At 66.1% G+C, this 25,512-nt stretch carries 22 protein-coding genes and 1 pseudogene; 14 read left to right on the forward strand and 9 right to left on the reverse strand.

Features of this window, described 5'->3' with window-relative positions; all coding sequences use genetic code 11:
* The first annotated feature begins 35 nt into the window (after positions 1–35).
* The 7 genes from C5F75_RS34490 to C5F75_RS34520 all read left to right on the forward strand — a co-directional run bounded on the left by C5F75_RS34490 (position 36) and on the right by C5F75_RS34520 (position 6,963).
* Positions 36–974, forward strand: a complete 939-nt coding sequence (locus C5F75_RS34490; protein ID WP_059577898.1) for a SphA family protein — start codon at positions 36–38, stop codon at positions 972–974.
* A gap of 22 nt (positions 975–996) precedes the next feature.
* Entirely contained in the window at positions 997–2,229 is a 1,233-nt protein-coding gene (locus tag C5F75_RS34495; RefSeq protein ID WP_059577896.1) for an MFS transporter, read from the forward strand.
* Between the two features lie 36 nt (positions 2,230–2,265).
* Entirely contained in the window at positions 2,266–3,723 is a 1,458-nt protein-coding gene (locus tag C5F75_RS34500; RefSeq protein ID WP_104013405.1) for an amidase, read from the forward strand.
* 313 nt (positions 3,724–4,036) lie between these two features.
* Positions 4,037–4,633: a TetR/AcrR family transcriptional regulator gene (locus C5F75_RS34505; protein ID WP_104013406.1), complete on the forward strand. Its 597-nt coding sequence runs from the start codon at positions 4,037–4,039 to the stop codon at positions 4,631–4,633.
* Positions 4,634–4,683: 50 nt separating this feature from the next.
* Positions 4,684–6,165, forward strand: coding sequence for an MFS transporter (locus C5F75_RS34510; protein ID WP_104013407.1), 1,482 nt, complete (start codon positions 4,684–4,686; stop codon positions 6,163–6,165).
* A gap of 60 nt (positions 6,166–6,225) precedes the next feature.
* A complete protein-coding gene (locus C5F75_RS34515) occupies positions 6,226–6,534 on the forward strand; it encodes an EthD family reductase (protein WP_104013408.1) in 309 nt (102 codons plus the stop codon).
* Between the two features lie 129 nt (positions 6,535–6,663).
* The gene (locus C5F75_RS34520; protein WP_060967046.1) at positions 6,664–6,963 is read left to right on the forward strand and encodes a hypothetical protein; all 300 of its coding nucleotides are present in this window, start codon (positions 6,664–6,666) and stop codon (positions 6,961–6,963) included.
* Positions 6,964–7,084: 121 nt separating this feature from the next.
* Here the strand turns inward: C5F75_RS34520 and C5F75_RS34525 are convergent, their stop codons facing one another.
* Entirely contained in the window at positions 7,085–8,560 is a 1,476-nt protein-coding gene (locus tag C5F75_RS34525) for an HD domain-containing phosphohydrolase (RefSeq protein WP_104013409.1), read from the reverse strand.
* Between the two features lie 288 nt (positions 8,561–8,848).
* On the opposite strand from C5F75_RS34525, the gene C5F75_RS34530 reads away from it, so the two are divergent.
* Positions 8,849–9,424 (forward strand): DUF308 domain-containing protein, encoded by a 576-nt coding sequence (locus C5F75_RS34530; RefSeq protein WP_059577877.1) that lies wholly within the window; start codon positions 8,849–8,851, stop codon positions 9,422–9,424.
* A 281-nt stretch (positions 9,425–9,705) separates the two neighbouring features.
* Here the strand turns inward: C5F75_RS34530 and C5F75_RS34535 are convergent, their stop codons facing one another.
* The 4 genes from C5F75_RS34535 to C5F75_RS34550 all read right to left on the reverse strand — a co-directional run bounded on the left by C5F75_RS34535 (position 9,706) and on the right by C5F75_RS34550 (position 13,299).
* Complete coding sequence (locus tag C5F75_RS34535) at positions 9,706–10,281, reverse strand: GNAT family N-acetyltransferase (RefSeq protein ID WP_104013410.1); 576 nt, start codon at positions 10,279–10,281, stop codon at positions 9,706–9,708.
* 433 nt (positions 10,282–10,714) lie between these two features.
* Entirely contained in the window at positions 10,715–11,179 is a 465-nt protein-coding gene (locus C5F75_RS36580; RefSeq protein ID WP_143328782.1) for a hypothetical protein, read from the reverse strand.
* 764 nt (positions 11,180–11,943) lie between these two features.
* Entirely contained in the window at positions 11,944–12,483 is a 540-nt protein-coding gene (locus tag C5F75_RS34545; RefSeq protein ID WP_059577870.1) for a YrhB domain-containing protein, read from the reverse strand.
* 165 nt (positions 12,484–12,648) lie between these two features.
* Positions 12,649–13,299: a GntR family transcriptional regulator gene (locus tag C5F75_RS34550; RefSeq protein ID WP_226224288.1), complete on the reverse strand. Its 651-nt coding sequence runs from the start codon at positions 13,297–13,299 to the stop codon at positions 12,649–12,651.
* A 53-nt stretch (positions 13,300–13,352) separates the two neighbouring features.
* On the opposite strand from C5F75_RS34550, the gene C5F75_RS34555 reads away from it, so the two are divergent.
* Positions 13,353–14,519 (forward strand): pyridoxal phosphate-dependent aminotransferase, encoded by a 1,167-nt coding sequence (locus C5F75_RS34555; RefSeq protein ID WP_104013412.1) that lies wholly within the window; start codon positions 13,353–13,355, stop codon positions 14,517–14,519.
* Positions 14,520–14,726: 207 nt separating this feature from the next.
* Here C5F75_RS34555 and C5F75_RS34560 read toward each other — a convergent pair whose 3' ends face one another.
* The gene (locus C5F75_RS34560; protein ID WP_059577862.1) at positions 14,727–16,073 is read right to left on the reverse strand and encodes an MFS transporter; all 1,347 of its coding nucleotides are present in this window, start codon (positions 16,071–16,073) and stop codon (positions 14,727–14,729) included.
* Positions 16,074–16,369: 296 nt separating this feature from the next.
* Between C5F75_RS34560 and C5F75_RS34565 the strand changes: the two genes are divergently transcribed.
* From C5F75_RS34565 to C5F75_RS34575, 3 genes are all read left to right on the forward strand, one after another.
* Complete coding sequence (locus C5F75_RS34565) at positions 16,370–17,407, forward strand: LacI family DNA-binding transcriptional regulator (RefSeq protein WP_081066637.1); 1,038 nt, start codon at positions 16,370–16,372, stop codon at positions 17,405–17,407.
* Positions 17,408–17,595: 188 nt separating this feature from the next.
* Entirely contained in the window at positions 17,596–19,377 is a 1,782-nt protein-coding gene (locus tag C5F75_RS34570) for an IlvD/Edd family dehydratase (protein ID WP_059577857.1), read from the forward strand.
* Between the two features lie 31 nt (positions 19,378–19,408).
* Positions 19,409–20,590, forward strand: coding sequence for a fumarylacetoacetate hydrolase family protein (locus C5F75_RS34575; RefSeq protein ID WP_059577854.1), 1,182 nt, complete (start codon positions 19,409–19,411; stop codon positions 20,588–20,590).
* Between the two features lie 108 nt (positions 20,591–20,698).
* Here C5F75_RS34575 and C5F75_RS34580 read toward each other — a convergent pair whose 3' ends face one another.
* Positions 20,699–21,841: an MFS transporter gene (locus C5F75_RS34580; RefSeq protein WP_059577851.1), complete on the reverse strand. Its 1,143-nt coding sequence runs from the start codon at positions 21,839–21,841 to the stop codon at positions 20,699–20,701.
* 4 nt (positions 21,842–21,845) lie between these two features.
* Positions 21,846–22,718: an amidohydrolase family protein gene (locus C5F75_RS34585; protein ID WP_226094206.1), complete on the reverse strand. Its 873-nt coding sequence runs from the start codon at positions 22,716–22,718 to the stop codon at positions 21,846–21,848.
* Between C5F75_RS34585 and C5F75_RS34590 the strand changes: the two genes are divergently transcribed.
* The gene (locus C5F75_RS34590; protein WP_059898475.1) at positions 22,635–23,033 is read left to right on the forward strand and encodes a LysR substrate-binding domain-containing protein; all 399 of its coding nucleotides are present in this window, start codon (positions 22,635–22,637) and stop codon (positions 23,031–23,033) included. The genes C5F75_RS34585 and C5F75_RS34590 overlap by 84 nt on opposite strands.
* Before the next feature lie 138 nt (positions 23,034–23,171).
* Here the strand turns inward: C5F75_RS34590 and C5F75_RS34595 are convergent, their stop codons facing one another.
* Positions 23,172–24,989, reverse strand: a complete 1,818-nt coding sequence (locus C5F75_RS34595) for a methyl-accepting chemotaxis protein (RefSeq protein ID WP_104013413.1) — start codon at positions 24,987–24,989, stop codon at positions 23,172–23,174.
* A gap of 328 nt (positions 24,990–25,317) precedes the next feature.
* Here C5F75_RS34595 and C5F75_RS34600 point away from each other — a divergent pair.
* Positions 25,318–25,512, forward strand: a pseudogene (locus tag C5F75_RS34600) (hypothetical protein); the annotation flags it as partial.

Raw genomic sequence — 25,512 nt, forward strand, 5'->3', positions numbered from 1 at the left:
TCCGTACACATTTCAACTGTACGGGGAACGGCACGATGGAAATCCTCAGACGTCCGCACGGCGTGCGGCGCTGCCGCACGCGCACCACTGCCGTCGCGATCGGCACGTTGGCGGCCACGCTCGCCTGCCAGCACGCCCACGCGCTCGAAAACGACGGCCCGATCACGCCGTTCGGCGTATTCGATTTCGGCGCGGGCATCACGCCGCCGCCCACGCCGAACGGCACGCTCGCCACCCGCTTCGCGTACTACTCGACCCGCACGATCCGCAACGGCGGCAACGCCGACTTCTCGCTGACGGTCGCGTCCTGGAGCCTGGCGTACATCCGGATGACGAACGCGAAACTGTTCGGCGCGAACGTCGGCTTCGGTGCGGTCGTGCCGTTCCTGAACCTGAACGGGCACGTGAACGTACCGACGCCGGCCGGCACGCTCGCGATGTCGGCCGATCCGACCAACATCGGCGACGCGGACTTCCAGCCGCTGATCCTCGCATGGACCTCGCCGAACCTGTTCGTCAACGTCGCCCTGCAAGTGCAGGCGCCGACGGGCGCGTATCGCGCCACCCGCCTCTTCAATCCCGGCGTCAACCACTGGACCTTCTCGCCCATCATCGGCGCGACGTACATCACCGATAGCGGATTCGAAATCTCGACCAGCATCGAGATCGATCAGAACACGACGAACCGCGCAACCAACTATCGCAGCGGCACCGGGTTCCGCCAGGAATTCGCGCTCGGCCAGCACATCGGCCCGTTCACGGCGGGGTTGGGCGGCTACATCGAGCGGCAGTTGAGCAACGACCACGGCCCGAACGTCGACGGCAACCGTGCGCGCGTGAATGCGCTGGGCCCGGCGATCAGCTACGTCGAGCCGGGCAAGCCCGCGGTCTGGCTGCATGCGTACAAGGAATTCGGCGCGCAGAACCGCGCGCAGGGTTACCAGGTCGCGCTGCGTGCCGCGCTGTCGTTCTGATGTTCCGATTCGGGAGCCGTCGATGAATCCGCTTTCCTCAACGCAATCCGCGCCCGCCTATACGCATACCGCCCGACAGGCCGGTACCCGCCAGGGCGCCGTACTGCTGCTCGGCAGCAGTCTCACCGTGATGGGCGCGGTCATGATCGCACCGATCCTGCCGAAACTCGCGGCGGAATTCGTGCCGGCCGACCCGCGGCTGGCCGCGCTCGTCCCGCTCGTCGCGACCGGCCCCGCGCTCGCGATCGCGCTGTGCGCGCCGCTCGCCGGCTGGCTGGCCGATCGCGTCGGACGCAAGACGTTGCTGTTGCTCGCGACGCTCGTGTATGGGCTCGTCGGCGCGGCGCCGGCATGGCTCGACAGCCTCGCCGCGATCCTTGTGTGCCGGCTCGCGCTCGGCGCGGCGGAAGCGTGCGTGATGACCTGCTGCACGACGCTGATCGGCGATTACTGGCATGGCGAACAACGGGTGCGCTACGTGAACCGGCAGGTCGTCACGATCGGGATCGTGGGAACGGTGTTCTTCGTGCTCGGCGGCGCGGCCGGCGAGCACGCATGGCGCTATCCGTTCTATCTGTACCTGTTGCCGATCCTGCTCGTGCCGGCGATTGCGACCGTGCTGTGGGAACCGCTGCGCGACGGCCTGCCCGCCGAACCGGCCGACAGCGACACGCCGCCGGCCGGCAACCGGCTCGCGCCGACGCTCGCGGTCGGCTACGGACTGATCTGCATCGGCATGGTCAGTTCGTTCGTGGTGCCGGTGCAGATGCCGCAGTTGATGGTCGACATCGGTCAGCGCTCGTCGACGATGATCGGTGCGGTCGCGGGCGTCGGCCTGCTGTCGACGCTGGCCGGTTCGATCGCGTGGCCCTGGTTGCGCGATGCGCTCGGCCGCCGCTTCGTCAACGTCGTGCTCCTGGCGCTGCTCGCGGCGGGCCTGTTCTTGCTGGCCCGCGCGCATACGGTGCCGGCCATCGTCGTGGCGGTCGTGATTCACGGCTTCGGCGGCGGCATGCTGGTGCCCAATGCGATTCTGCCGCTGATGCGCACGCTGTCGCTCGCGATGCGCGGCCGCGGCCTCGGCGGTTTCACGGCCGCGCTCTATCTGGGCCAGTTCGTCAGCCCGCTCGTCGTGCTGGGCTGTGCGCAGGCATTCGGCGGGTTGCGCGCGGCGGTGTGCGCGATTGCGTCGGGCACGGCCGTCGCCGCATTGTCGTGGTTGTTGCCGGCGCTTCGCCGTCGCGACGACGCATGACCCATTCACGTTTTCCCGTTCCCGAACCCTAGACCCATGAAAGATTTTCAGACGCTCATCGCCACGCACGACGGCATCGCCCTCGCGGCGCTCGTCCGTGCAAAAGAAGTACGGCCGACCGAATTGCTGGACGCCGTGCTTGCCAGTCTCGATACGCTCGACCCCGCGCTGAATGCCGTGGCGGAACGACTCGACGACCCGGCGAGACAGGCCGCGTCGTCCGTCACCGGGCACGAAAGCGTGCTCGCCGGCGTCCCGACGCTGATCAAGGACCTGTTCATGCCCGTGCGCGGCGCGCGGATGTCGAACGGATCGTTTTTGTTCGGCGACTACCGGCCGGACTTCGACGGCGAACTCGTGGCCCGTCTGCGGCGGGCCGGCATACCGATCGCGGGAACCTCGTTGTCGCCGGAACTGGGCACGTCGTATTGCACGTCGTCGGCGCGTTTCGGCGTCACGCGCAATCCGTGGCATCCGCACGTGAGCGCCGGCGGTTCGAGCGGCGCCGCGGCGGCGCTCGTCGCCGCCCGCGTGCTGCCGTTCGCGCACGGCAACGACGGCGGCGGCTCGCTGCGGGTGCCCGCGTCCTGCTGCGGCGTATTCGGGCTGAAGCCGACGCGCGGCCGAACGCCGAATGGCCCGATGATCGGCGAGGGATGGGCCGGCATGGGCATCAATCACGCGATCACGCGCTCGGTCCGCGACAGCGCCGCGCTACTGGACCTGACCGCCGGCGCCGATATCGGCGCGCCCTATGCGTCGCCGCACCAGGCCGACACGTTTCTCGCGGCCACGCAGCGCGATCCGCGGCCGCTGAGAATCGCCGTGATCGAGCAGGCGCCGCCGTGGCCGCTTCATCCGGCATGCCGGGCCGCACTGGACCATACCGTCGCGTTGCTGCGCTCGCTCGGACATGACGTCGAACCGCTCGACAGTCCCGTCGAGTCGGCCGCATTCTATGGCCACGTGTTCACGATCATCGGCGCGCAAACGCGCGCGCTGCTCGACACGATCGGCGCTCAGCGAAACGCGCCGGTACGCGGCGACGAAATCGAGGCGCGCACCCGCATCATCCTGCGCGAAAAGGGCAACGTGAGCGGCGCCGAATACGCAAGCGCGGTCGACTGGATCCATGCGTTGGGCAGGACGTTCGGCCGGTTGATGGAACGCTACGACGTGTTGCTGACGCCGACGCTCGCGATGCCGCCGCTCGCGCCAGCCGCCCTCGCGACGGTGGACGACGCGCAATCGCTGAGCGACGTCATCAATCGGTCGCATCGGTTTTCGCCGTTCACCGCGTGGTTCAACGCGACCGGCCAGCCCGCGATGTCGGTGCCGCTTTATTGGGACGAACAAGGTTTGCCGATCGGCAGCCAGTTCGCGGGGGCATTCGGCGCGGAGTCGCTGCTGTTCTCGCTCGCCGCTCAGCTCGAACGCGCCGCGCCGTGGGCCGATCGAGCCCCGCCGGTGTGCGTCGGGCTGTCGGGCGCGTGACCGGCTCGGTGGCGAGCGACAGGTGCGCGGCAGCCGGGTTTGAGCCTCGCGTGCGACGATCATCGGTGGTCGAAGCAGCCGGTGTGCCAGCCGCGGCCGAGCGTAGCGTCGCGCGAACGCGCTACCGCCCCACCGGCGGCGGCGGCCGTGCCGGAATCCGTGCCAGGGCGGGCTCGACTGATCCGGATGAATCCGGGCCGCCCGCGAGGGCGGCCATCGCCGTGCCCGGCGACATACACACGTTGACATCGGAATCGATCGGTCCATATAATGAATCAAACTTCAGACACCGCATCGTTTGCGAAACCGATCAATGGCAAATCCCGCTGGCGTGGGCCGTCCCCGCGAATTCGAACTTGGCGATGCCGCGCGCGACGCGATGGACGTTTTCTGGGATCGCGGCTATGAAGGCGCGTCCCTGCCCGACCTGATCGCCGGCACCGGCCTGTCGCGCGGCAGCCTGTACAAGGCGTTCGGCGACAAGAAGGCGCTGCTGCTGGCGGCGCTCGATCTGTATATGGCCGACGGGCTCAAGGCGACCGCGGACATCCTGTCGCAACCGGGCCCCGTGAAGAATGCGATTCGCGACTCGCTGCTGCGCTATGCGCGGCTCTCCGTCGGCGAGGCAGGCCGGCGGGGATGTCTCGCCGTCGCGATGACCACCGAACTGGCCGCGCGCGACGCCGATGTCGCGGAACGCACGGGGCGCCTGTTCCGGCGCCTGCAGCAACTCTATGCGGGCGCGATCGTCCGCGGCCAGGCGAGCGGCGAGATCCCCGAGCAGGACGAACAGGTGCTGGCACGTTTGCTCGTCTGCCAGATCGAGGGCATGCGCGTGCTGGGGAAAACCGGCGTGGCCGAAAGCGACATGCTCGCGCTGGTCGACCGCACGATGCGCATCCTCGACTGATATTTTTTTACCCAATTTGGAACCGAATGGTTCCGTATGGAGAGCCGTCCATGTCACGGAATGACCCCGTATCACCCGACCCGCGTCGCTGGGCCATGTTTTCGGTTCTGCTCGTCGGCGCGTTCCTGCCGCCGCTGGATTTCTTCATCGTCAACGTCGCACTGCCGTCGATTCGCGCGGAACTGGGCGCCTCGTCGTCGGCCGAGCAACTCGTCATTTCGTCGTATGCGGGCCTGTACGCGGTGACGCTGATCACCGGCGGGCGATTGGGCGACCTGTTCGGCCGCGGCCGCGTGTTTTTTCTCGGGTTGATCGGCTTTGCGATCGCCTCGACGCTGTGCGGTCTCGCGAATTCGCCGTGGACGCTCATCGTCGGTCGCGCGTTGCAGGGCGTGACGGCCGCGATCATGGCGCCGCAGGCGCTCGCTTCGATCCAGGCGATCTTCCCCGAATCGGAAAAGCCGCTCGCGCTCAGCTTGTACGGCGCGGTGTTCGGCCTCGCCGCCGTGGTCGGGCAGGCGCTCGGCGGGATTCTGATCTCGCTGAATCTGTTGAATCTGGGTTGGCGCACGATCTTCCTCGTCAACCTGCCGCTCGCGATTCTGGTCGTCCTGTTCGGGATTCCGCTGTTGAAGGAAACGCGTGCGCAGCATGCGCGCAAGCTCGACCTCGGCGGCACCGCGCTGTCGATGCTGACGCTGGGCGCGCTGATCGTGCCGCTGATCGAGGGGCGCGAAGCAGGCTGGCCCGTATGGGCATGGGCGTCGCTGCTCGCGGTGCCTGCCCTCGCGTGGTGCTTCTGGCGCTACGAGCGCCGGCTGGGCAGCCGCGGCGGCGCACCGCTGCTCGACCCGGCCGCGCTGCGCGCACCGGGGTTGGGCCGCGCGTTGCTGATCGCGCTGGTGCTGTATTCGATCGGCGCGTTCTTCCTGCTGTTCTCGGTGTATCTGCAGAATGCGTTGCACGTCGACGCGCTGAGCGCGGGCCTCGTGTTCTTGCCGTTCGGCGTGGGGTTCCTGCTCGGCCCGTTGTCGACGCCTTTCTGTGCACGTGTCATCGGCGCTTACGTCAATCCGTTCGGCATCAGCCTGGAGATCGTCGGGCTCGTCGGCCTCGCAGGGTTGATCGACGCCACGCCGGTCGGAATGCCGCTCGCTGCCGCACCGCTCGCCGCCGCTCTCTTCGTCATCGGTTTCGGACAAGGCCTCGCACTGCCGACGCTGATGCGCATGGTGACCGGGCGCGTCGCACCGGCGCTGTCCGGCATGATCGCCGGCATCGCCAGTTCGACGCTGCAGGTCAGCACGTCGCTCAGCGTGGCGATCATCGGCGGCATTTTTTATGCGACGCTCGGCACGCACCAGGATCCGGCGTCCATCGCGCACGCGTTCATCGTCGCACTCCTGTCGATCTCGTTTTTCCTTGCCGTCGGCGCCGCGCTTGGCATCTCGCTCGCACGCGCGCCCGCCGCGCACACGTCGATGCGGGCTGCTGCCCGGCCGGTATTCAGCGCCGAACGCGAACGGCCGTAGTCGCCCGTCGTCGCCCGTATCGGCACTCATCGCTGTGGCAGTCCGACCTGGAGGTTCCGCATGTATTTCGTCGTGTCCTATCGCCGAGCCGCGGGCACGCGGTTCGATGCCCGTTACTACGTCGAGCAACACATTCCGCTCGTGGAAAAATCCTGGAAACCATACGGGCTCGAATACGTCGACGCTTTCTTTCCGGCACGTGAGGATAGCGAACTGATCGTCGTGGCGATCTGCCGCTTCACGGATCGAGCCGCGCTGGACGCCGCGTTCGCATCCGCGCGGACGGCAGACGTCATGGCCGACATCGATGCGTTCACCGACATTGAACCCGATCGGCACATCGCGGACGTGTTCTCGCCGGTGCCGTAACGGCGATCGCGCGCTTCCGTGCATCGGTTCTGCCGGCACCATCGGTCACTTGTCCGATAGCGCCGCGAACGACCGGGTGTCAGGATAGGCAACCGTCACGCGAATACACTGACCGGGAGGATGACTGCAATGTCGGTACGTCAGATCTTCATCGTCGAATTGGCGAGCGGCCTGCCCCGTGCATTCGGCGTGCTCGCCGTCGTGACTGGCCTGTTTCGGATCGGCATCGCGGTGCGTCGCGGAAAGCACGCGGGAGCGCCGTCGCGAACGATCTCATGCGGGGCGCGGACCGCGCTGGCCGGCGCGCTGCTTTCGTGCGAAGCCGTCGGTGCCGTCTACTTCGCGATCGCGGCGTTGGGGTACGGTTGGGCCGACACCGACGCAACGGCCACGACTCGGCGGAAACGGGTGAACGACTGGCCGACTTGAACGGCGCAACCGCCGTTTTCGACACGCGGGATAAACCATCGGACGAACGGGCTTCAAAGGCCGCACCGGCCGGGCCGTCTGTCCGCGCAAACACACGCAAGCGTCCGCATCGCGGATCGCGTCAGAGCAGCCCCAGCGTCGATGCCTTGAGGGTCGCCGCGGCGCGTGTCGAACATTCGAGCTTGCGAAACGCCTTCTCGACATGGGTGCGCACCGTGCTCGGACTCATCGCGAGCGCCTGCGCGACCTGCTTGTTGCTCGCGCCGCGGGAGATCGCCCGCAGGACGTCGATTTCCCGCGCGGACAGGCGCGGGCCGGCGGACGACGGGCGCGTGGTGGTACGCCGGAGCGCGGGCGCGCCGCCCGTCACGAGCGCGGCCACCACTTCACCGCATAGCCGGCCGCGCGCCGCTTCTTCCTGCAACTGGCCGGCGGCGGCCGCGTCGCTCAGCGCCGCGCGCCACGGACGCGCCGAGCGCAACGCGACCCACGCGAGCGACGCCGCCAGCACGCGCGCTTCCAGCGTCAGCGTCGCATCGCGCGCGCCGCGAAAATAGCCCGAACCGTCCTGCCGCTCGTAGGCATACGACGCAAGCACCGCGGCTTCGCCGAGCGCGCCGGTCTGCCTGCCGGCGCGCTCGGTCCAGTACGGCACGAGTCGCACCTTTTCCCACGCGCTCGCGGGCAGCCGCGCGGGCAGATTCCACACGTCGTTCGGCACCGCGGCCCTGCCGATGCCATGAATCAGCCCGGCGCGGTACACGCGTTCGCGCGCGGCCTCGTCCGGCGAAAGCCGGCCGTAACACGCGGCCGCCGTCGCGGCGACCGAACGCGAAAAGCCCGTCATCCACGGCAGTTTCAGATCGATGACGTCCGCAATCAATTCGGCGGACGTCGCGCCCTGCATGTCCGGCGTGGCCAATGCGGCGTCCAGGTCGGCGGGCGCCATGTGTTCGAGCGCCGCCAGCCAGCGCGATGCGTCGCGCGCAGCCGTCTCGACGAGCACGGCCGGATAGCGTGACCCCGCGCGTTGGCCGATCAATTCGAGGGCCCGTTCGATGCCGTACGTGCGGCTGAACACGTCGAGGTCGCCCGCCAGCGCGACGATTGACACGGCGGGCGGCACCTGTTCGCGCGCGAGCCGCGCGGGCAGCCCGTTGCCGTCCCAGGTTTCGAAAATGTGCCGCAGCGCGGTTTCCGTCGCGCTGGACAGACCGAGTATTCGCGCGACCTCGCCCGAGACTTCGCAATGAATCTGCGCGAGCGGGATCAGCGCGACACCCGCGCCGCCGATCGCTTCGGCCATGCCGGGCCGGCTTTCGAGCATCGCGGCGCGGATTGCGACGTCGTCGCCGAATACCTGCGCGAAGCCCGCCGCGTTCGCCGTGCAGCCCGACCAGCGCAACAGCGCCACCTCGCGAGCCGTGTCGCACACCGATGCGTCGAATCGTGCTGCGTGCGCGAGCTGGGCGGCCAGCCAGCCGGTGCGCGGCGAATGGTCGGTCGGTTGGCCCATGCTGAGATCGCCGATGAAGGCCAGCGCGCGTACGGCGTCGACTATGCGCAGCGGGGCGTGACGGGCTTCGGCGTCGGACATTGGGCAGGTGGAGACATTCGCGAGGGCGGGAAAACGATCATACGCGACGGTGTGGCGGCGTGCATGCGCTCGCACGTCGGCGGCTCGCCGCGGCGAGCCCGGCACGATGTTCGCCCGTATCGGTGCAAACAACCGGCAGCGGACTTCACTATCGGACATCTGACCGATGGCGGCGGGCCCTGGCGATTGCGATACTCGGCGCACTGGAGATCCGGTCGGCGCCGCATCTGCGTGGTGCAAACCCTGCATGCCGGCCGGAACGACGATTCAATGTACGAAGGAGTGCAAATGGCTGACCGCTACCCCGAATTTCATCCCCCTGCCGACGAACCATGGCTGAAACGGTACTACTTTTCCAGGGCGGTGTTCTCGCTGATCTGGGTCGCGCTGGCGTTTTCCGTCGGCCGGCAAAGCGCGGCCGGCGCGGCGGTCCTGCTGATCGTTTATCCGGCCTGGGATGCGCTCGCCAATTTCGTCGACCTTTCTCGCAGCGGCGGGATGGCGGCAAACCGCACGCAGGCGGTAAACGTCGCGATCAGCGCCGTCACGACACTGGCGGTATTTCCCGCGTTGAATGCGGGCCTGCCCACGGTACTCGCGGTGTTCGGCGTCTGGGCGATTCTCTCCGGCGCGCTGCAACTCGGCACCGCCGTGCGGCGCTGGAAGCATGCCGGCGCACAGTGGGTGATGATCCTCAGCGGTGCGCAATCGGCGCTGGCCGGGGTGTTCTTCATTATCCAAAGCCACGCGCCGATGCCGCTCGCGATCGTGAAGATCGCGGGATACGCGGGAGTCGGTGCGCTTTATTTTCTGATATCCGCGATTTGGTTGCAGGTGCGGGGGATGCGGCGCAGTGTGTCGTGAGCCGGCGGTCGAAAGGAAGATGTCGTTCCACAGGTCGGCATCGCTGTGCCTGCGGTCGAGGCCACGCGTTGTGCAAAGCATGGGCTCCTGCGGATGATCGGAGTGGTGAAAAACGGAGCTTATTTCGCAGCCGCGTGCAGGCCCCGACACAGCAGGACCTGCACGTAGCTGCGAACGGCAGTCGTGGCCGACGCGAACGGGTCTGAACGCCCCGGAACGGTCAGTCGGTTCGCTCGGAAGCGGCCGCTCATGTGGCAAAGCCGAGGGCTTTGACCCGCGCGTTAGCCGCGACGTAGGCAATCGGAACGTAACAACGAAAACCGCAGGAGATCGTGATAGGCACCACGCCAATACCCGGCTTGACGCTGATACCCTTCCCGGACAAAGCCGAGCGTCTCCAGCACTTGTATAGAGGATGCGTTCTCAGGGTGAACCTGGGCTTCGATACGGTTTATCTGCATCATGTCGAAACCGTAATCGATCGCGGCAGAAAGCGCTTCGTTCATGTACCCCTTGCCACGCGCAAACGTAGCTAGCTCATAGCCAACGGCGCAGCTTCGCCAATTTCGATTCCATCGGAAGAGGCCACACGTACCAAGTAAAAGGCCGTCCGAAAGTCTCTCGATGGCCCAACGGACGCCGGAGCCACTGCGCCGCCAGTCGGCAAATACCTGAATCAACTTGTCGGCCTCTCCTATATCGGTCATCGGATCGGTACCGAACCAGCGCATACCCTCAGCGTCGCCATGTACCGCGAACAGCGACGGCGCGTCGCTGGGCAAAAGCTCCCGCAATGACAGCCGGGAAGTTGTCAGCGTTGGAAATGTGCCTTTCGTTTCGCTTCCATTGACGGACACCAGCGCCCCCTGTGTCGATGTTTCACTTGGTTTCAATAGATTGTCGCCGATTCAGTCTCGCCGATCCAATGTCCGGTATTGGCTGCGGATTCAACCCGACGCGGTGGGCTGTAGTCGACCCGATGCAGTCTCGCAATTCTCCACAAAGCAGACGAACGTCTGGTCCAGCTTTATGCGACATTGCGTCGATACCATAGGAAAACTCAAGTAGGCCCGTTGCGTTGTTCCCTTAGTCAATAAGGTCGCCAGCCATTGAGCACGACATCGTATGAACTGGCCAGCGATGCTCGCGATGTCATCGAGTCGTTTGGATTCGTTGATGAATATCCTAAAAATACTCATAAGATCATGAGTGTTTGAGTTCAGAGTTTGGCTGAAGGTGAATCTGAAGAAAATCGGTGAATACAGTACGCAGATACTCAAGGGACGAATATTATACGCTGGCTTCATATGCAGCCATCTCTGCCTGGATGCTGTCGTCGACCGCGTGAATTAGTGACTCGATCTCCGGGAGCTTCTTGAGAAGAGATTCATAGTCGTAGCTTTTTAGTGACATTGGAAACCGCGATTTTAATTCACCATGAAATTTTGAAATATTGGGGCGATAGAATTTCAGATCGGTGTGCGCAAACTGCTCCTTCCGAAGACGGAGAAGTTCGCTGTGAAGATCTCTCATTGTTGCGGGAACATGTCGGGTCGAAAGGTGATGTCTATTAATTTTTTTCCCTTCGTTTCCTGAGAATGGCCGTGCATAAGTCACTGCGATGTCACGGAGCAGGGGATACTGAGCATCGGCTCGCTTGTGGCGCCGAAGAACCTTAATTGTGTGAACGGCCGTATCGAGGTCGATAGCGTAGAGGCGGAGGAAACAATATTGCTCGAACTTGAACGCGTCCATGTGCCCTCCCAGGGTTGTTGGGCGGAAAGCTTCGACCGCTATCGCCGCTCGGCGGTTAAGTTCGGCGCCCGACTAATTCGCCATCACGCGACAGCGCGGTCGATTGTCGGCGATCCAGGCACTAATGTCGAACGGCTTAACCTGGTCGAAAGGCCGACGGTCGGCCGCCGTCCTGCAACACGCGACCGTCACCGATCGACCCGAGCGGACAATTACGACCACCCTGAACGGAGCTTCAATTCAGGGCTCGTCACCGCGCGTCGAATGTATGACTACTGGAGCGCTCGGTAGCCTTGATTCAGCAATCGCTGACATACCCAGGCGCTGCCATGTCGGGCACTGTAGATGTTCTTTGCCACGAAGAGTATCAAAGCCGCAATCAAAAGGGCCGGATGGCCAAAGGAACAAAGGAGACCGGAGGCGGCATCGACAGCGGCCATCCGCCCTCCTTGAACAACCAACCTTTCGGAGTATGCCCAGATTATGCCGAATATCAGGGCAGACCAGTTGAAACCGAGCTTCACGCGCCGCTCCGGCATTGTGGGATGGATCATTAAGATTGATGGCATCGTAGAAAGGGAATTGATTGCGGTGATATGTCGATTATCGTCCTTGCAACGAGGTTCTTTAGACGTCCAGTAGCGAATGACTCAATACTTGATCTCACTGTCGACTGGCCGCCCGTGGCCGAACGCGGCCGACCACGGCGCAGCGACGCGCAGTCCTTGCAGGACGAGCGTAATCGATCATCAGTCGACCGATTACTATCGGCGGGTACTACGAAACATGACAACCCCATGGAGACCGACCTCGGCAAGGTCGATCTCCAGTTGCTTGGCCGATGCGACGTCCCTCACTGCGACCACTACCTCATGCCCGGCGAGACATTGATCGACCGCATGCTTTGCCTCCGCAAGACTTACGGGCGAATGTTGACGAATCAACCGTATCGCTTGAACCTTGTTCCCCCCGGCAGACCATCGCATGAGTCGAATCTGCGACTCTTCATAACCATTAGTGTCCCCGCATGCGCGGTAGGCGCGGATCGACTCGGCAATTGGCCTGTGATAGCTGATGGAGGTGGCTTGGCCATCAGCTCGACTGACAAATAATGGCGCATTCCCCGCCAGGCGATCTCTCATGTCGCCTGACTCAAGGAAGCGCGATGATTGATAGTAGAAGACCCAGCCAACATCGAACTCTTGAGTGTATTCGTCGATAACAACCGCGTCGCAGCCTTCCCCAACTGTCTTGGTGATGGCACGTTGGGCGACTTCCTTTGCTTGCTCGGCTGTGAGTTCCATCAGTCGTTAGTGTGGTGGAGTGTACGATCCGTCAGAGTTCGGCAGCGGGAAGCAGCCGCTCGGCGTTGGAGAGCACAAAGCGTGTAGACCTTTCGCGCTAGTGTGAACCAAATCACCGCGAGAAAAACCATGGACCGGTCGACGCCCCCGGCTCGACCCACATCCCTACTGGCTACGCAACGCCTGAGCCAGTGCGTCGCCCGCAGCCAGAATGTGCGCGGACAAAACTGCACACGCTGCGTCCACATCCCCCTCGCGTATCGCCCGAACGATGTTCCGATGCTCGTCGTTCGAGCGATCCTGCCACTCAAGTCGCTGCCACGTCGCATACAGATGCCGCGAACTGGCCCGATGCATGTCGCCAATCGCGGCGATGAGCCGCGGCATCCCGCACCGCGCGGTCAATGCGCGATGAAACCTCAGATTCAGCATGCCGAGCACGGCTACGCCATGCGCCGCCGACTCCTGATCGAGGATCGCATCGAGTTCCTCCAGCGCACCTGCGTCGAGCGCCGGGATCGCCTCACGCAGCGCCAGCGCCTCGAAAGCAGCGCGCATCTTGGCCATTTCAAGCACATCCGCCGCCTCGAGCGGCGCCGCCCGCACGCCTCGTCGCGGTTCCACCACGGCCAACCCCTGCGCTTCCAGCCGTCTGAATGCCTCGCGTACCGGCACATGACTCGCGCCGAATTCAGCGGCGATGTGGTCCTGACGCAGCCACTCCCCCGGCGCGATGGCACCCGAAATGATGCGGTCCGCCAATGCGGCAGCGATCCGGTCGGCCAGCGAGCGATCCTCCTTGACTTCGAAATTCATCCCGACCACCATGCATATATTATCTATTAAATTGTAACAAAATCGGAGGCCCGATGCGCCACCACCGCCCTGCCCGTCTGCGGCACATCGCCGGAATCGGCGTCGATCGCATGGGTTCGATCGCCGATCATGCCGACGTCGACCTTCTGCGACTCGAAAATCTCGATACCGACATTCCGCCTACTGCGGAGGCACTCGCGTTCACCCGCGCGGCAATCCAGCGAGACTCGGCCAACTCCTATTTGCCATTCGTCGGTCAGGATCGGCTGCGCGCGAGCGCTGCCGCTCACGTGTCGGCGCTTTCGGGGCGGCACTTCACGGCCGACCAGGTGGTGGTGTCGGCGGGCGGTCTCTCCGGCATTCTGAACACGCTGCTCGCCACCGTCGAGACAGGCGACGAAGTCATCGTCACCGATCCGACGTACGCGGGTCTGCTGAATCGCGTCCGCCTGGCGGGCGGCGTGCCCCGGCAAGTACCGTTCGCCTTCACGCCGGGCGGCGAATGGAAGCTGGACCAGGCCGCGCTGCGCGCAGCGATCGGCCCGAAAACGCGAGCCATGCTGTTGATGTCTCCGTCGATGCCGTCAGGCGGTTTCTTCGATGCGTCCGACTGGCAACTGATCGCGAGCCTGTGTGTGCAGAACGATCTGCTGCTCATCCTCGACAGTGCGATGGAACGGCTGCTCTTCGATGGACGCACGGTGATCCATCCCGCAGGCCTGCCCGGCATGGCCGAGCGCACGGTCACGGTCGGCGCGGCGTCGAAAGAGCTGCGCATGATAGGCTGGCGGGTAGGCTGGATCGTCGCGCCGGAATGGCTGATTCCCGACCTCGTAGCCGTGTCGCTCGCCAATGTCGTGGTACCGGTCGGCATTGCCCAGGAGGCCGCGGCGGTCGCGCTGGAACATTCCGCAGCCGATCTGCCTGGCTACGTGAGCGAACTCGAGAGGCGACGGGACACGGTCGCCGCCGAACTGTCGGGGCTCCCGTTCGGCATGCCGGCGGGCGGCTGGTCGATGCTGCTGCGCGTCTCCGACTTCGGCCTGACCGGATCGCAGATGTCGGAGCGGTTGCTGAACCACGGTGTATGTGCAACGGCCATGACCGGATGGGGCGTTGCGCACGGCGACGCGTATGTCCGTTTCGTGTTCGCGAACGAACCGGTCGAGCGCTTGCGCACGCTCGGGAACAAGGTGCGCTTCGCACTGGAGGGCGCATGACGGCGCCCACGAGAAAGCTGCGTAGTGCACCGAGCGTCCCTGGCGGAAGGTATCCGGAATTCCGTGTGTGACGGTCGAGGGATCTCACACGAGATCCTGTTTTTTTTGCGAAAGTACCGCGCGTAACAATCCACGTTGCGTGATGCATCCGGCGCCGGGGCGGTGCGATGTCCCAACCCGGGCCGGACGTAACGTCGGGCGAACGCCCTACCGCCCCACCGGCGGCCGCAGAATATCGCGCGGAATCGACGCGATCAGCACGCAACTGACCAGCAGGCAGGCGCCCAGCGCATAGGTACCGTTGTTGATGTTGCCGGTCATTTGCTTGGCGACGCCGGTGATCATCGACCCCGTGAAGCCGGACAGGTTGCCCACCGAGTTGATCAGCGCAATGCCGGCGGCCGCGGCCGTGCCGGACAGAATCTGCCCCGGAAAGGTCCAGTAGATCGGCATCAGCGCGAGAATGCCGCAGGTGGCGATGGTCAGCAATACGATCGATAGCGCCACGTTCTGCGCGAACGCCGCGCTCAGGATCAGGAAGACGCCGCCGATCAGCGCGGGAATCGCCGCATGCAGGCGGCGTTCGCCGGTCTTGCGCGAGTGCGATGCGTTCCACACCATCGCGAAGATGGCCGTCAGATACGGAATGGCCGTCAGCACTCCGATATGCAGTGGACTGTGCACGCCCGACGCGCGGATGATCGACGGCAGCCAGAAAGCCAGCCCGTAGAAGCCGGTATTGAACGTCAGCAGGATGAAGGTGAGCAGCCAGACGCGCGGGCTACGCAGTGCGGCGCCGATGCTGTGCGACTTGTGCACGGCCTCGGATTCGAGGTTGCGCGACAGCACCGCCTTTTCGTCAGCGGACAGCCACTTCGCCGACTGCGGGCCGTCGCCGAGGCAGGCCAGCACGATGAACGCCACCACGATCGACGGCAGCCCTTCGAGCAGCAGCATCCATTGCCAGCCGCTCATGCCCGACAGGCCGTGTGTCTGCTCCATCAGCCAGCCGGACACCACGCTGCCCAGCGTCAGGCTCAGCGGGATCGCGACCAGGAAGCCCGACATCGCCACGCTCTGGCGCCGCGCCGGGAACCAGTAGTTCATGTACAGGATGACGCCCGGGAAAAATCCCGCTTCGCACAGCCCCAGCAGGAAGCGCAGCGTGTAGAACATCGTGGTCGTCTGCACGTGGAAGAACTGCGCGAGCGGCACGATGAAGGCCATCGACGACGACACGATGCCCCACGTGATCATGATCCGCGCGATCCAGAAGCGTGCGCCGTAGCGGTGCAGCAGCAGATTGCTGGGCATCTCGAACAGGAAATAGCCCCAGAAGAAGATACTGGCGCCGAGCGCGTAGACGCCGTCGCTCAGGCTCAGGTCGTCGAGCATCTGCAGCTTCGCGAAACCCACGTTGACGCGGTCCAGGTAGGCCACGACGTAGCACAGCAGCAGCAACGGCAGGATGCGCCGCATGACCTTGCGGTAGAGGGCGTCTTCGGACGAGTCGGCCGCGGCCGGTGCGGCAGCGGCCTGCGTTAGGGATGGCATCGGTCTGTCTCCAGTTTGTGTAGGTCTTCTTCGTACCGGCGAGTGCGTTTGACGCATCGATGTTACCGATAACATTCCGTGGCAAAAAAAAGCCGACGAGGCGACGGGAGCGATCGGCAGCTGATACCGGTAACAAATTCGAAGGTAGCACGCGGCGATACGCACGTACAAGTGCCGCCGAACGCGTGGTTTCCCTAGTACGGGCATGGCGGCAACGTGCACGCGTGGGCTGGTCTGCACGGTATGCCGCACCGGTATGATGTAGCCTTTCCAGCCTTCTCCCGGCCGCGATTCCGATGCCCAGTCCTACCGCCGTCCGGCCCGCCGGGCCGCCCCGCATGTCCGACGTAGCGCGCCTTGCCGGCGTATCGAAGATGACGGTGTCGCGCGTGCTCGCCGGCCACAGCGTGGCCGCGGAGACGCGCGCACGGGTCTGCGAGGCAATCGACCAGCTCGGCTACGTGGCCGACGCGGCCGCCGGTGCGCTGTCGTCGGGGCGGTCGGAATTCGTCGCGGTGCTGGTGCCGTCGCTGTCGAGCTCCAACTTCTCGGATACCGTGCGCGGCCTGACCGATGCGCTCGAGCCGCATGGCCTTCAGTTGCTGCTCGGCGACACCGACTACGACCTGGAACGCGAAGAGCGGCTGGTGCGCTCGATGCTGAGGCACCAGCCGCGCTGCATCGCGCTGACGGGGTCGCAGCACACCGATGCGACGCGCAAGGTATTGGAGCGCTCGGCGATTCCCGTGGTCGAGATGTGGGACCTGCCCACGCACCCGATCGACACCGCCGTGGGCTTCTCGAACGTGCGCGCCGCCCGTGCGATGGTGCGCCACCTGGCCGAACGCGGTTACCGGCGCATCGGCTTTCTGGTCGGCGCCAGCGAACTGGATCGCCGCGGCCTGGACCGGCTCAAGGGTTACCAGGCGGAGATCAAGGCGTTGGGGCTGGGCGAGCCGCGCGTCGTGCGGCTGGGCGAATCGCCGATCACGATGAGCCACGGCGGACCGGCGATGGCCGCGCTGCTTGAGCGATGGCCTGATACCGATGCGGTGATGTGCGTGAGCGACATGTCGGCGTTCGGCGCGATCATGGAGTGTCACCGGCGCGGGCTCGCCGTGCCGGCCGACATCGCGGTGGCCGGCTTCGGGAATTTCGAAGTGGCGACATGCTGCCATCCGACGATCACAACGGTATCGGTCGACGCGTACGGCATCGGGCGACGCACGGGCGAAGCGTTGCTGGCGGCATTGCAGGCGCGCGACGGCGGCGGGCCGACCGAGTCGAAAAGCATCCAGATCGACTACACGATCATCCCGCGGGAAAGCGCCTGACCGGCCGACGGCCGGGCGCGTGCCGACACGCGACATGCGCGGCTTCGCACCGATCCCCTGCCCCACACCTTCGCGACGCGCGCACGAAATCCCTTCCGCGACGCAAAAAACCCGTGCTAACATCCAGACGATGTTACCGGTACCATCCGGCACGCAAAATCAAGAAGGCCCTTCGGAGACAGCCTGCCATGTCACACACACCCCGCCGTCTGCGCAGCCAGGAATGGTTCGACGACCCCGCGCATGCAGACATGACCGCGCTCTATGTCGAGCGCTTCATGAACTACGGGTTGACGCGCGAGGAGCTGCAGTCGGGCCGCCCTGTCATCGGTATCGCGCAAACAGGCAGCGATCTGGCGCCATGCAATCGTCACCACATCGAGCTCGCCGAGCGCACCAAGGCCGGCATTCGCGACGCGGGCGGCATTCCGATGGAGTTCCCCGTGCATCCGCTGGCCGAGCAAAGCCGCCGGCCCACCGCCGCGCTCGACCGCAACCTCGCCTACCTCGGGCTGGTGGAAGTCCTGCACGGCTTTCCGCTGGACGGTGTGGTGCTGACGACCGGCTGCGACAAGACCACGCCGGCCTGCCTGATGGCGGCCGCCACCGTCGACCTGCCCGCCATCGTGCTGTCGGGCGGCCCGATGCTCGATGGCTGGCACGAGGGCAAGCGCGTCGGCTCCGGCACGGTGATCTGGCATGCGCGCAACCTGCTCGCGGCCGGCGAGATCGACTACGAAGGCTTCATGCAGCTGACCACGGCATCGTCGCCGTCGATCGGCCATTGCAACACCATGGGCACGGCGCTGTCGATGAACAGCCTCGCCGAGGCGCTGGGCATGTCGCTGCCGGGGTGCGCGAGCATTCCCGCGGCCTATCGCGAGCGCGGCCAGATGGCTTACGCGACCGGCAAGCGCGCGGTCGAACTCGTTCGCGAAGACCTGCGCCCGTCGAAGATCATGACGCGCGCGGCGTTCGAGAATGCGATCGTCGTCGCGTCCGCGCTCGGCGCCTCGACCAATTGCCCGCCGCACCTGATCGCCATTGCGCGCCACATGGGCGTCGAACTGAGCCTGGACGACTGGCAGCGCTTCGGTGAAGCCGTGCCGCTGCTCGTCAACTGCATGCCGGCCGGCGAATACCTCGGCGAGAGCTTCCATCGCGCCGGCGGCGTGCCTGCCGTGCTGCGCCAGCTCGATGCGGCCGGCCTGCTGCGGCGCGACTGCCTGACCGTGTCGGGCCGCGCGATCGGAGAAATCGCCGACACTGCGCAGGACGCCGACCGCGACGTGATCCGTACGCCCGACGCGCCGCTCAAGCACGGCGCCGGCTTCATGGTGCTGTCGGGCAACTTCTTCGACAGCGCGATCATGAAGATGTCGGTGGTGGGCGACGCGTTCCGCCGCACCTACCTGGCCGAGCCGGGCGCCGAGAATACGTTCGAGGCGCGCGCGATCGTGTTCGACGGCCCGGAGGACTACCACGCCCGCATCAACGATCCCGCGCTGAACATCGACGAGCGCTGCATCCTGGTGATCCGCGGCTGCGGCACGGTCGGCTACCCGGGCAGTTCCGAAGTCGTGAACATGGCGCCGCCCGCCGAGCTGGTGAAGCGCGGCGTGACGTCGCTGCCGTGCATGGGCGACGGGCGCCAGAGCGGCACGTCGGCCAGCCCGTCGGTCCTGAACATGTCGCCGGAAGCCGCGGTGGGCGGCGGCCTCGCGCTGCTGCGCACGAACGACCGTATTCGCGTGGACCTGAATCGCCGCAGCGTCGACGTGCTCGTCGACGAGGACGAACTCGCGCGCCGCCGCGAAACTGCAAGCTTCACCGTGCCGCAGGCGCAAACGCCGTGGCAGGAACTCTATCGCCGGTTCGTCGGCCAGTTGTCCACCGGCGGCTGCCTTGAACCGGCCACGCTGTACCTGAAGGTGATCGAGCAGCGCGGCAACCCGCGCCATTCGCACTGACCCACCGCCCCCCAATCTTGCCGAGCTGATCATGCGTACTCCTTCCGTTTCCGATTGCCTGCCGCACGACCTCGCCCACGCGCTGCTGATCGGCCGCGTCTGGCGGGATGACGGCGCCCACGCGGGCCCGAGCGTCGTCGCCGTACGCGGCGGCGAAGTGTTCGACATCACGCGCACCGCGCCGACCACCGCCGACCTGTTCGATCGCGCCGATGCCGTTGCCGTCGCGCGCACCGCCCCCGGCGAATCGCTCGGCCGCGTCGAGCCGCTGCTGCAGGCGGCGCTGGACGGCACGCCGGGCGCCACGCACCTGCTCGCGCCGTGCGACGTGCAGGCCGTCAAGGCGTGCGGCGTCACCTTTGCCGTCAGCCTGATCGAGCGCGTGATCGAGGAACAGGCCGGCGGCGATCCGGCCAAGGCGCGGGAGGTACGCGACACCATCGCGTCGACCATCGGCACCGATCTGTCGAAGATCGTACCCGGCTCGGAAGCGGCGATGCGCCTGAAGGCGGAACTCGAGCGCCGCGGCGCGTGGTCGCAATACATGGAAGTCGGCATCGGCCCGGACGCCGAGGTGTTCTCCAAGGCACAGCCGATGTCCGCGGTGGGCTTCGGCGCGGACGTCGGGCTGCTGCCCGTGTCGGTGTGGAACAACCCGGAACCGGAGATCGTGCTGGCCGTGGCCAGCGACGGCAGGCCGGTGGGCGCGACGCTCGGCAACGACGTGAACCTGCGCGACATCGAAGGCCGCTCGGCGCTGCTGCTCGGCAAATGCAAGGACAACAACGGTTCATGCGCGATCGGCCCGTTCGTGCGGCTGTTCGACGATGGCTTCACGCTCGATGGCGTGCGGGAATGCAGCGTGTCGCTGCGCGTCGAAGGCGCGGACGACGGCTTCGTCCTCGACGGCATCAGCCACATGCGCGAGATCAGCCGCGACCCGGCCGACCTCGTCGCGCAGACCTGCGGCGCGCATCACCAGTATCCGGACGGCTTCATGCTGTTCCTCGGCACGATGTTCTCGCCGATCCAGGATCGCGACGCGCCCGGCGGCGGATTCACGCATCACCTCGGCGACCGCGTGACGATCTCGACGCCCGCGCTCGGCGCGCTCGTCAACACCGTGCGGCTTTGCACGGAGATCGCGCCGTGGACCTTCGGCGTGCGCGCGCTGTATGCGAATCTGGCCGCGCGCGGGCTGCTTGCTGCGTGAGGCGTCGAGACAGGCCACGCGAGCGGCGCGCTGCTCGCGGTGACGATATCGCGGTCAATGATCCGCCCTTGAAGCAGTCGCGCAATGTCATGTGCGATAGAACGCGCGTCACGTGCCGTTCGCCTGCTCCGACGCAGTCAGATATCGTGACGGCAGGCTGTAGAACGCCGGTCGGGCCGCGCTCAGCCCGATCACCGCGAACACCATGCCGACGAGCGCGGGTAGCAGCGACGAAAACGCGACGGCGAACATCAGGCCCGCTGCGGAGACGACGCACGCCAGCGCGAGATGCAGCAGGTGCCGCCCTCGGCGCTCCATCAGCCGCGCCCACGCGATCATGACGACCGCCGCGACGAGGTACGGCACACCACCCGACAGCAGCCCGACCGCGAACGTCGAAAGCCCGTGCCCCTTCAGCATCAGCGGCAGCCAGATCGCGATGCCGTTGATGCCGATCCAGTAGCAGAAGAGAATGCCGACCATGATCCACACCCGCACCTCGCGAAGCACCGCGCCGAAGTTCCGTTGCGGCAACTCGGCCGATTCGCGGGCAAGCACGTCCGACAGCGCCGCGGATTCCTCTTGCGTCAGCCATTCCGCCTGCTCGGGCCGATCACGCAAGAGCCGCAGGGTCACCAGGCCGAGCACGCACGCAGGCAACCCTTCGACGATGAACAGCCATTGCCAGCCCTTGAGGCCGCCGGTTCCGTCCAGTTGCATGATGAACGCCGCCAGCACGCCGCCCACGACCGACGACAGCGGGATCGCCACCAGAAACCACGCGAGCACCCGTACGCGCCATGCCTTCGGAAACCAGCACGACAGGTAGAACAGCACGCCGGGAAAGAAGCCCGCTTCGGCCGCCCCGGTCAGTACACGCAGCACGTAGAAGCTGGTCGGCCCCTGGATGACCGCGCACGCGGCGGACAGCAGCCCCCAGCCGATCATGATCCGGGCCAGCCAGCGCCGCGCGCCGAACCGGTAGAGCGCGAGATTGCTCGGCACCTCGAGCACGCAGTACCCGATGAAGAACAGCCCGGCCGCCATGCCGAACTGGCTGCCGGTCAGACCGAGATCGCTGTTCATCGTCAGCGCCGCGAAGCCGATGTTGGTCCGGTCGATGTAATTGAAGAAGTAGCCGATTGCCAGCAGCGGGACGAGGCGAACGAGGTTCTTGCGCAATGCGCGCTGGAGTGCGGCGTCGTTCGTCACATCCGGCTGCTCGTGCGCAATGGAGAGCGTCGATGCCATGGGTTCACCTGAATCCGAAGAAATGGGCGGGATTGTCGACCAGCATCCGGATGCGGCGCGTCTCGTCCGGCACGATCCGCTCGATCAGGTCGACGAGGTCGCCGTCGTCCGGCATCGGATGGCCCAGGTTCACATGCGGCCAGTCGCTGCCCCATAGCACGCGTTCGGGCGCGTGCTCGGCGAAGCGGCGCGCGACGGGCAACGTGTCCTCGAACGGCGCACCGGTTTTGGACATCCGGTCCGCGCCCGACAGCTTGACCCACACGTTTCCGGTATCGAGCAACGCACACAGGGCACGCACCGACGGGCTGTCCGCTCCTTCGTCGATATCGACCCGCGCCATGTGGTCGATGACCACCGGCATGTCGAGCGAACGGATGAACGGGGAAAATTCGGCGATGTCCTGCCCGGACACGTGAATCGCCATATGCCAGCCGAGCGGCCGGATGCGGGCGGCGACCGTCCTGACCGCGTCCAGGTCCGGACGGCCGCCGAGATGCGCGAGGAAGTTGAACCGTGCGCCGCACACCCCGTTCGCGTCGTACTCCGCAAGAAGCGCGTCCGGGTCGCCCGGCCGAACGAGCGCGACGCCCTTGTAACGCCCGGCTCCATTGCGCAACGCATCAAGCATCGCGCGGTGATCGAACCCATGTCCCTGGCTCTGCACGATCACGGCGCGCGAGAAGCCGAGGCGCTCGTGCAGGCGCCGCAACGCCGTTTCCGGCGCGGCGGACGGATCGAAGCTGCGATCGTCAGGCAACGGGTAACGGTCGAACGGCCCGAACACATGGCAATGCGCGTCGCAGCTGTTGGCAGGCAGGCGCAAGAGCGGCCGGCGTGGTTCGGCCAGCGGCGGTGGCAGGCCGCCGTTCAGCACGGCGTCCGGCTGCGCGTCGAATTCGAGATCGACAGCGTCGCGCTGACCAAGCAGCTCGTCCGCGCGGGCGTCGGCTATTCGCTGCTCACCTACGTCGCGATCCGGGAAGAACTGGCGAGGGGCGAATTGAAGGCGATCGCGATCGAGCGGCCGGCGATTCGCTCGACCGTGTCGATCAGCACGTTGCGCGAAAATCGTCCGTCACGACTGGTCGATGCGTGGATCCGCCTGCTCAAGGACACACTGTTCCGCTTTACGCGCGACCAGCCCTGGAGCGATCAGGTCGTGTGGCTCGCTGCCGGTGCGGGCGAATAGCCCCGCCGACACGATGGGATGGCGTTGCACACGTCCGTGGTCGACGCCGGCCTCGGTGTACTCGGGGCGGACGGCGTCGCCGTGCTCCGGCGGCGCGGCCCGTGAAGCCGGTGCTCGCCACCCCCGTCACGCTGACCGTCAAGCCGCCACTGGCCGCTCCGCCAGCTTGAACTCGCCGACCGTCTGCGCGAGCCGGGCCGCCTGCTCGCGCAGCGACGTCGCCGCGGCCGCCGATTGCTCGACGAGCGCCGCGTTCTGCTGCGTCATGTCGTCGAGCTGCGACACCGCCTGATTCACCTGCTCGAGCCCCGTGCTCTGCTCCTTCGCGGCGACGCTGATCTCGGCGATCACGCTCGTGATGTTGCGCACGCCGTCGACGATTTCGTCCATCGTCGCACCGGCGGTCTGGACGAGCCCGGAGCCGCCTTCGATCTTCTCGACCGACGAGTGGATCAGCTGCTTGATTTCCCGCGCGGCCTGCGCGCTGCGCTGCGCGAGCGCACGCACTTCCCCGGCGACGACCGCGAAGCCGCGGCCGTGCTCGTTCGCGCGCGCCGCCTCGACGGCGGCGTTCAACGCGAGGATGTTGGTCTGGAACGCGATGCCGTCGATCACGCCGACGATGTTGGCGATCTCTGCCGACGCCTGCGTGATGTCGTTCATCGTCGAGACGACTTCGCGCACGACCGTGCCGCCCCGCAGCGCGACATCCGACGCCGATTCCGCCAGACGGTTCACCTGGCTCGCCGCGTCGGCCGAGTTGCGGGCCGTGCCGGCGATCTCCTCGAGCGCGGCGGCCGTTTCCTGCAGGCTCGACGCCGCGTGTTCGGTGCGGGCCGACAGATCCTGGTTGCCCTGGGCGATCTCGGCGCTCGCGAGGTTGACCGACGCGCTGAACGCACGGATCTGCAGCAGGATCGCACTGATCTTTTCGGCGAACGCGTTGAACGCGTGCGCGATCTGCGCGGCTTCGTCCGCGCCGTCGGCCGGCAGCCGCTTCGTCAGGTCGCCGCTGCCGCTCGATACGTCCGTGAGCGCGTCGCGCACCATCAGGATGCGCTTGAAGGCCGCGTTCGTCATCGCGCCGACGAGCGCGGCCGCGATGACGGCGACGATCACGATCGCCAGCAGCGTGGTCGTCGCGACCGCGCGCATGCCGGCCGTCACGTCGCCCTTGTCGAGCGCGAGCACCAGCGACCAGTCGGTGCCGGCGATCGGCCGGGCACGCATCAGCTTGGCGGCGCCGTCGATGTCCACCGCGACGGGCGCGGACGCCGTCTGCAGCGCGCCGAGGCGATCGGCATTGAGTTCCGGCGACAGACCGGTGGCGGGCTTCATGATCAGGTCGGTCGTGGCCGACGCGATCACGCGAGCGCCCTTGTCCACCAGAAATGCGAAGCTCGCCGGCGTCGGGTGAACGGAGGTCACGATCGAGCTCACGTTTTCCATGAACAGGCTGGCTGCCAGCACGCCCTTCACCACGCCGTCGCGCACCACCGGCACCGCGAACGCGACGGCCGGCTTGCCGCTCGTCGCATCGCGGTAGAGCGCCGTCACGACCAGATGGCCCGCGCCGACGGCCTGCTTGTACCAGGGCCGCGCGGTCGGGTCGTAGCCGGGCGCGAGCGGCACGTTCGAGAACGCCGTCTTGTCGGGCAGGCCGAGCGTCAGCACCTCGAAGCCGCCCGACTTGCCGAGCAGCTTCAACGCCGGCACCGGGTCGCCTTCGCCGATCGCGATCGTATCCGCGAGCGCCTGGGTTTCGCGCGACCGGCTCGCCACCCATTCGTCGATCGCCAGCGCGTGGCCGGCCAGGATGGACTTGTGATTCTGGTCGATGGCCTCGTCGTTGTGGGTCTTGACGACGTAATAAACGAGCCCTCCTGTTACGGCCAGCGCCGTCACGACGATGGCGACACACGTCGCCAGTATCCGTGCGCGAATTGATGACAGCATGATGACTTCGGTCTCCGTTGCCGCGTGATTGAACTGGATCGATGAACGAGCCGACCCTTATTCACTTAACGGCACCGACGGCAGGAAATTGAGTCGTGCCGAATGGCCGGCGCGGAGGCCGACCATAAGGACAAATTCGCGGCCGGCAGCCGATACGATGCGTGCGATGCGGCCAGCCGCTTCGGTCGCACACGTTTGCGTCGCAGTGGGCGGATCGCGCGCGCCGACGGGGTCGCCCGCGGGCCTCGATTTTCGGTTAACCATGCCGTTAACCCGGATTTGACCCGCGCCGACGCCCCGGCAGCCGGCTTCCCCTATGAGCGCGAGCATGCCCGCCTTCACTTCGATCGAGAAAATCGCCGACTGGGCCGGACGCCACCCGCTCGTCGTCGGCGCACTGGGCACGCTGATGTCGCTCGCGGCGCTCGGGATCAGCGCGGCGACGCTGTGGGCCGCGCGCATCGAAGTCATCGAGCATGCGCACGAGACGTCGCGCAACGTCGCGGCCGTGCTCGCGAGCCAG

It is taken from the genome of Burkholderia anthinoferrum (assembly GCF_002925705.1).
Classification (GTDB): Bacteria; Pseudomonadota; Gammaproteobacteria; order Burkholderiales; family Burkholderiaceae; genus Burkholderia; species Burkholderia semiarida.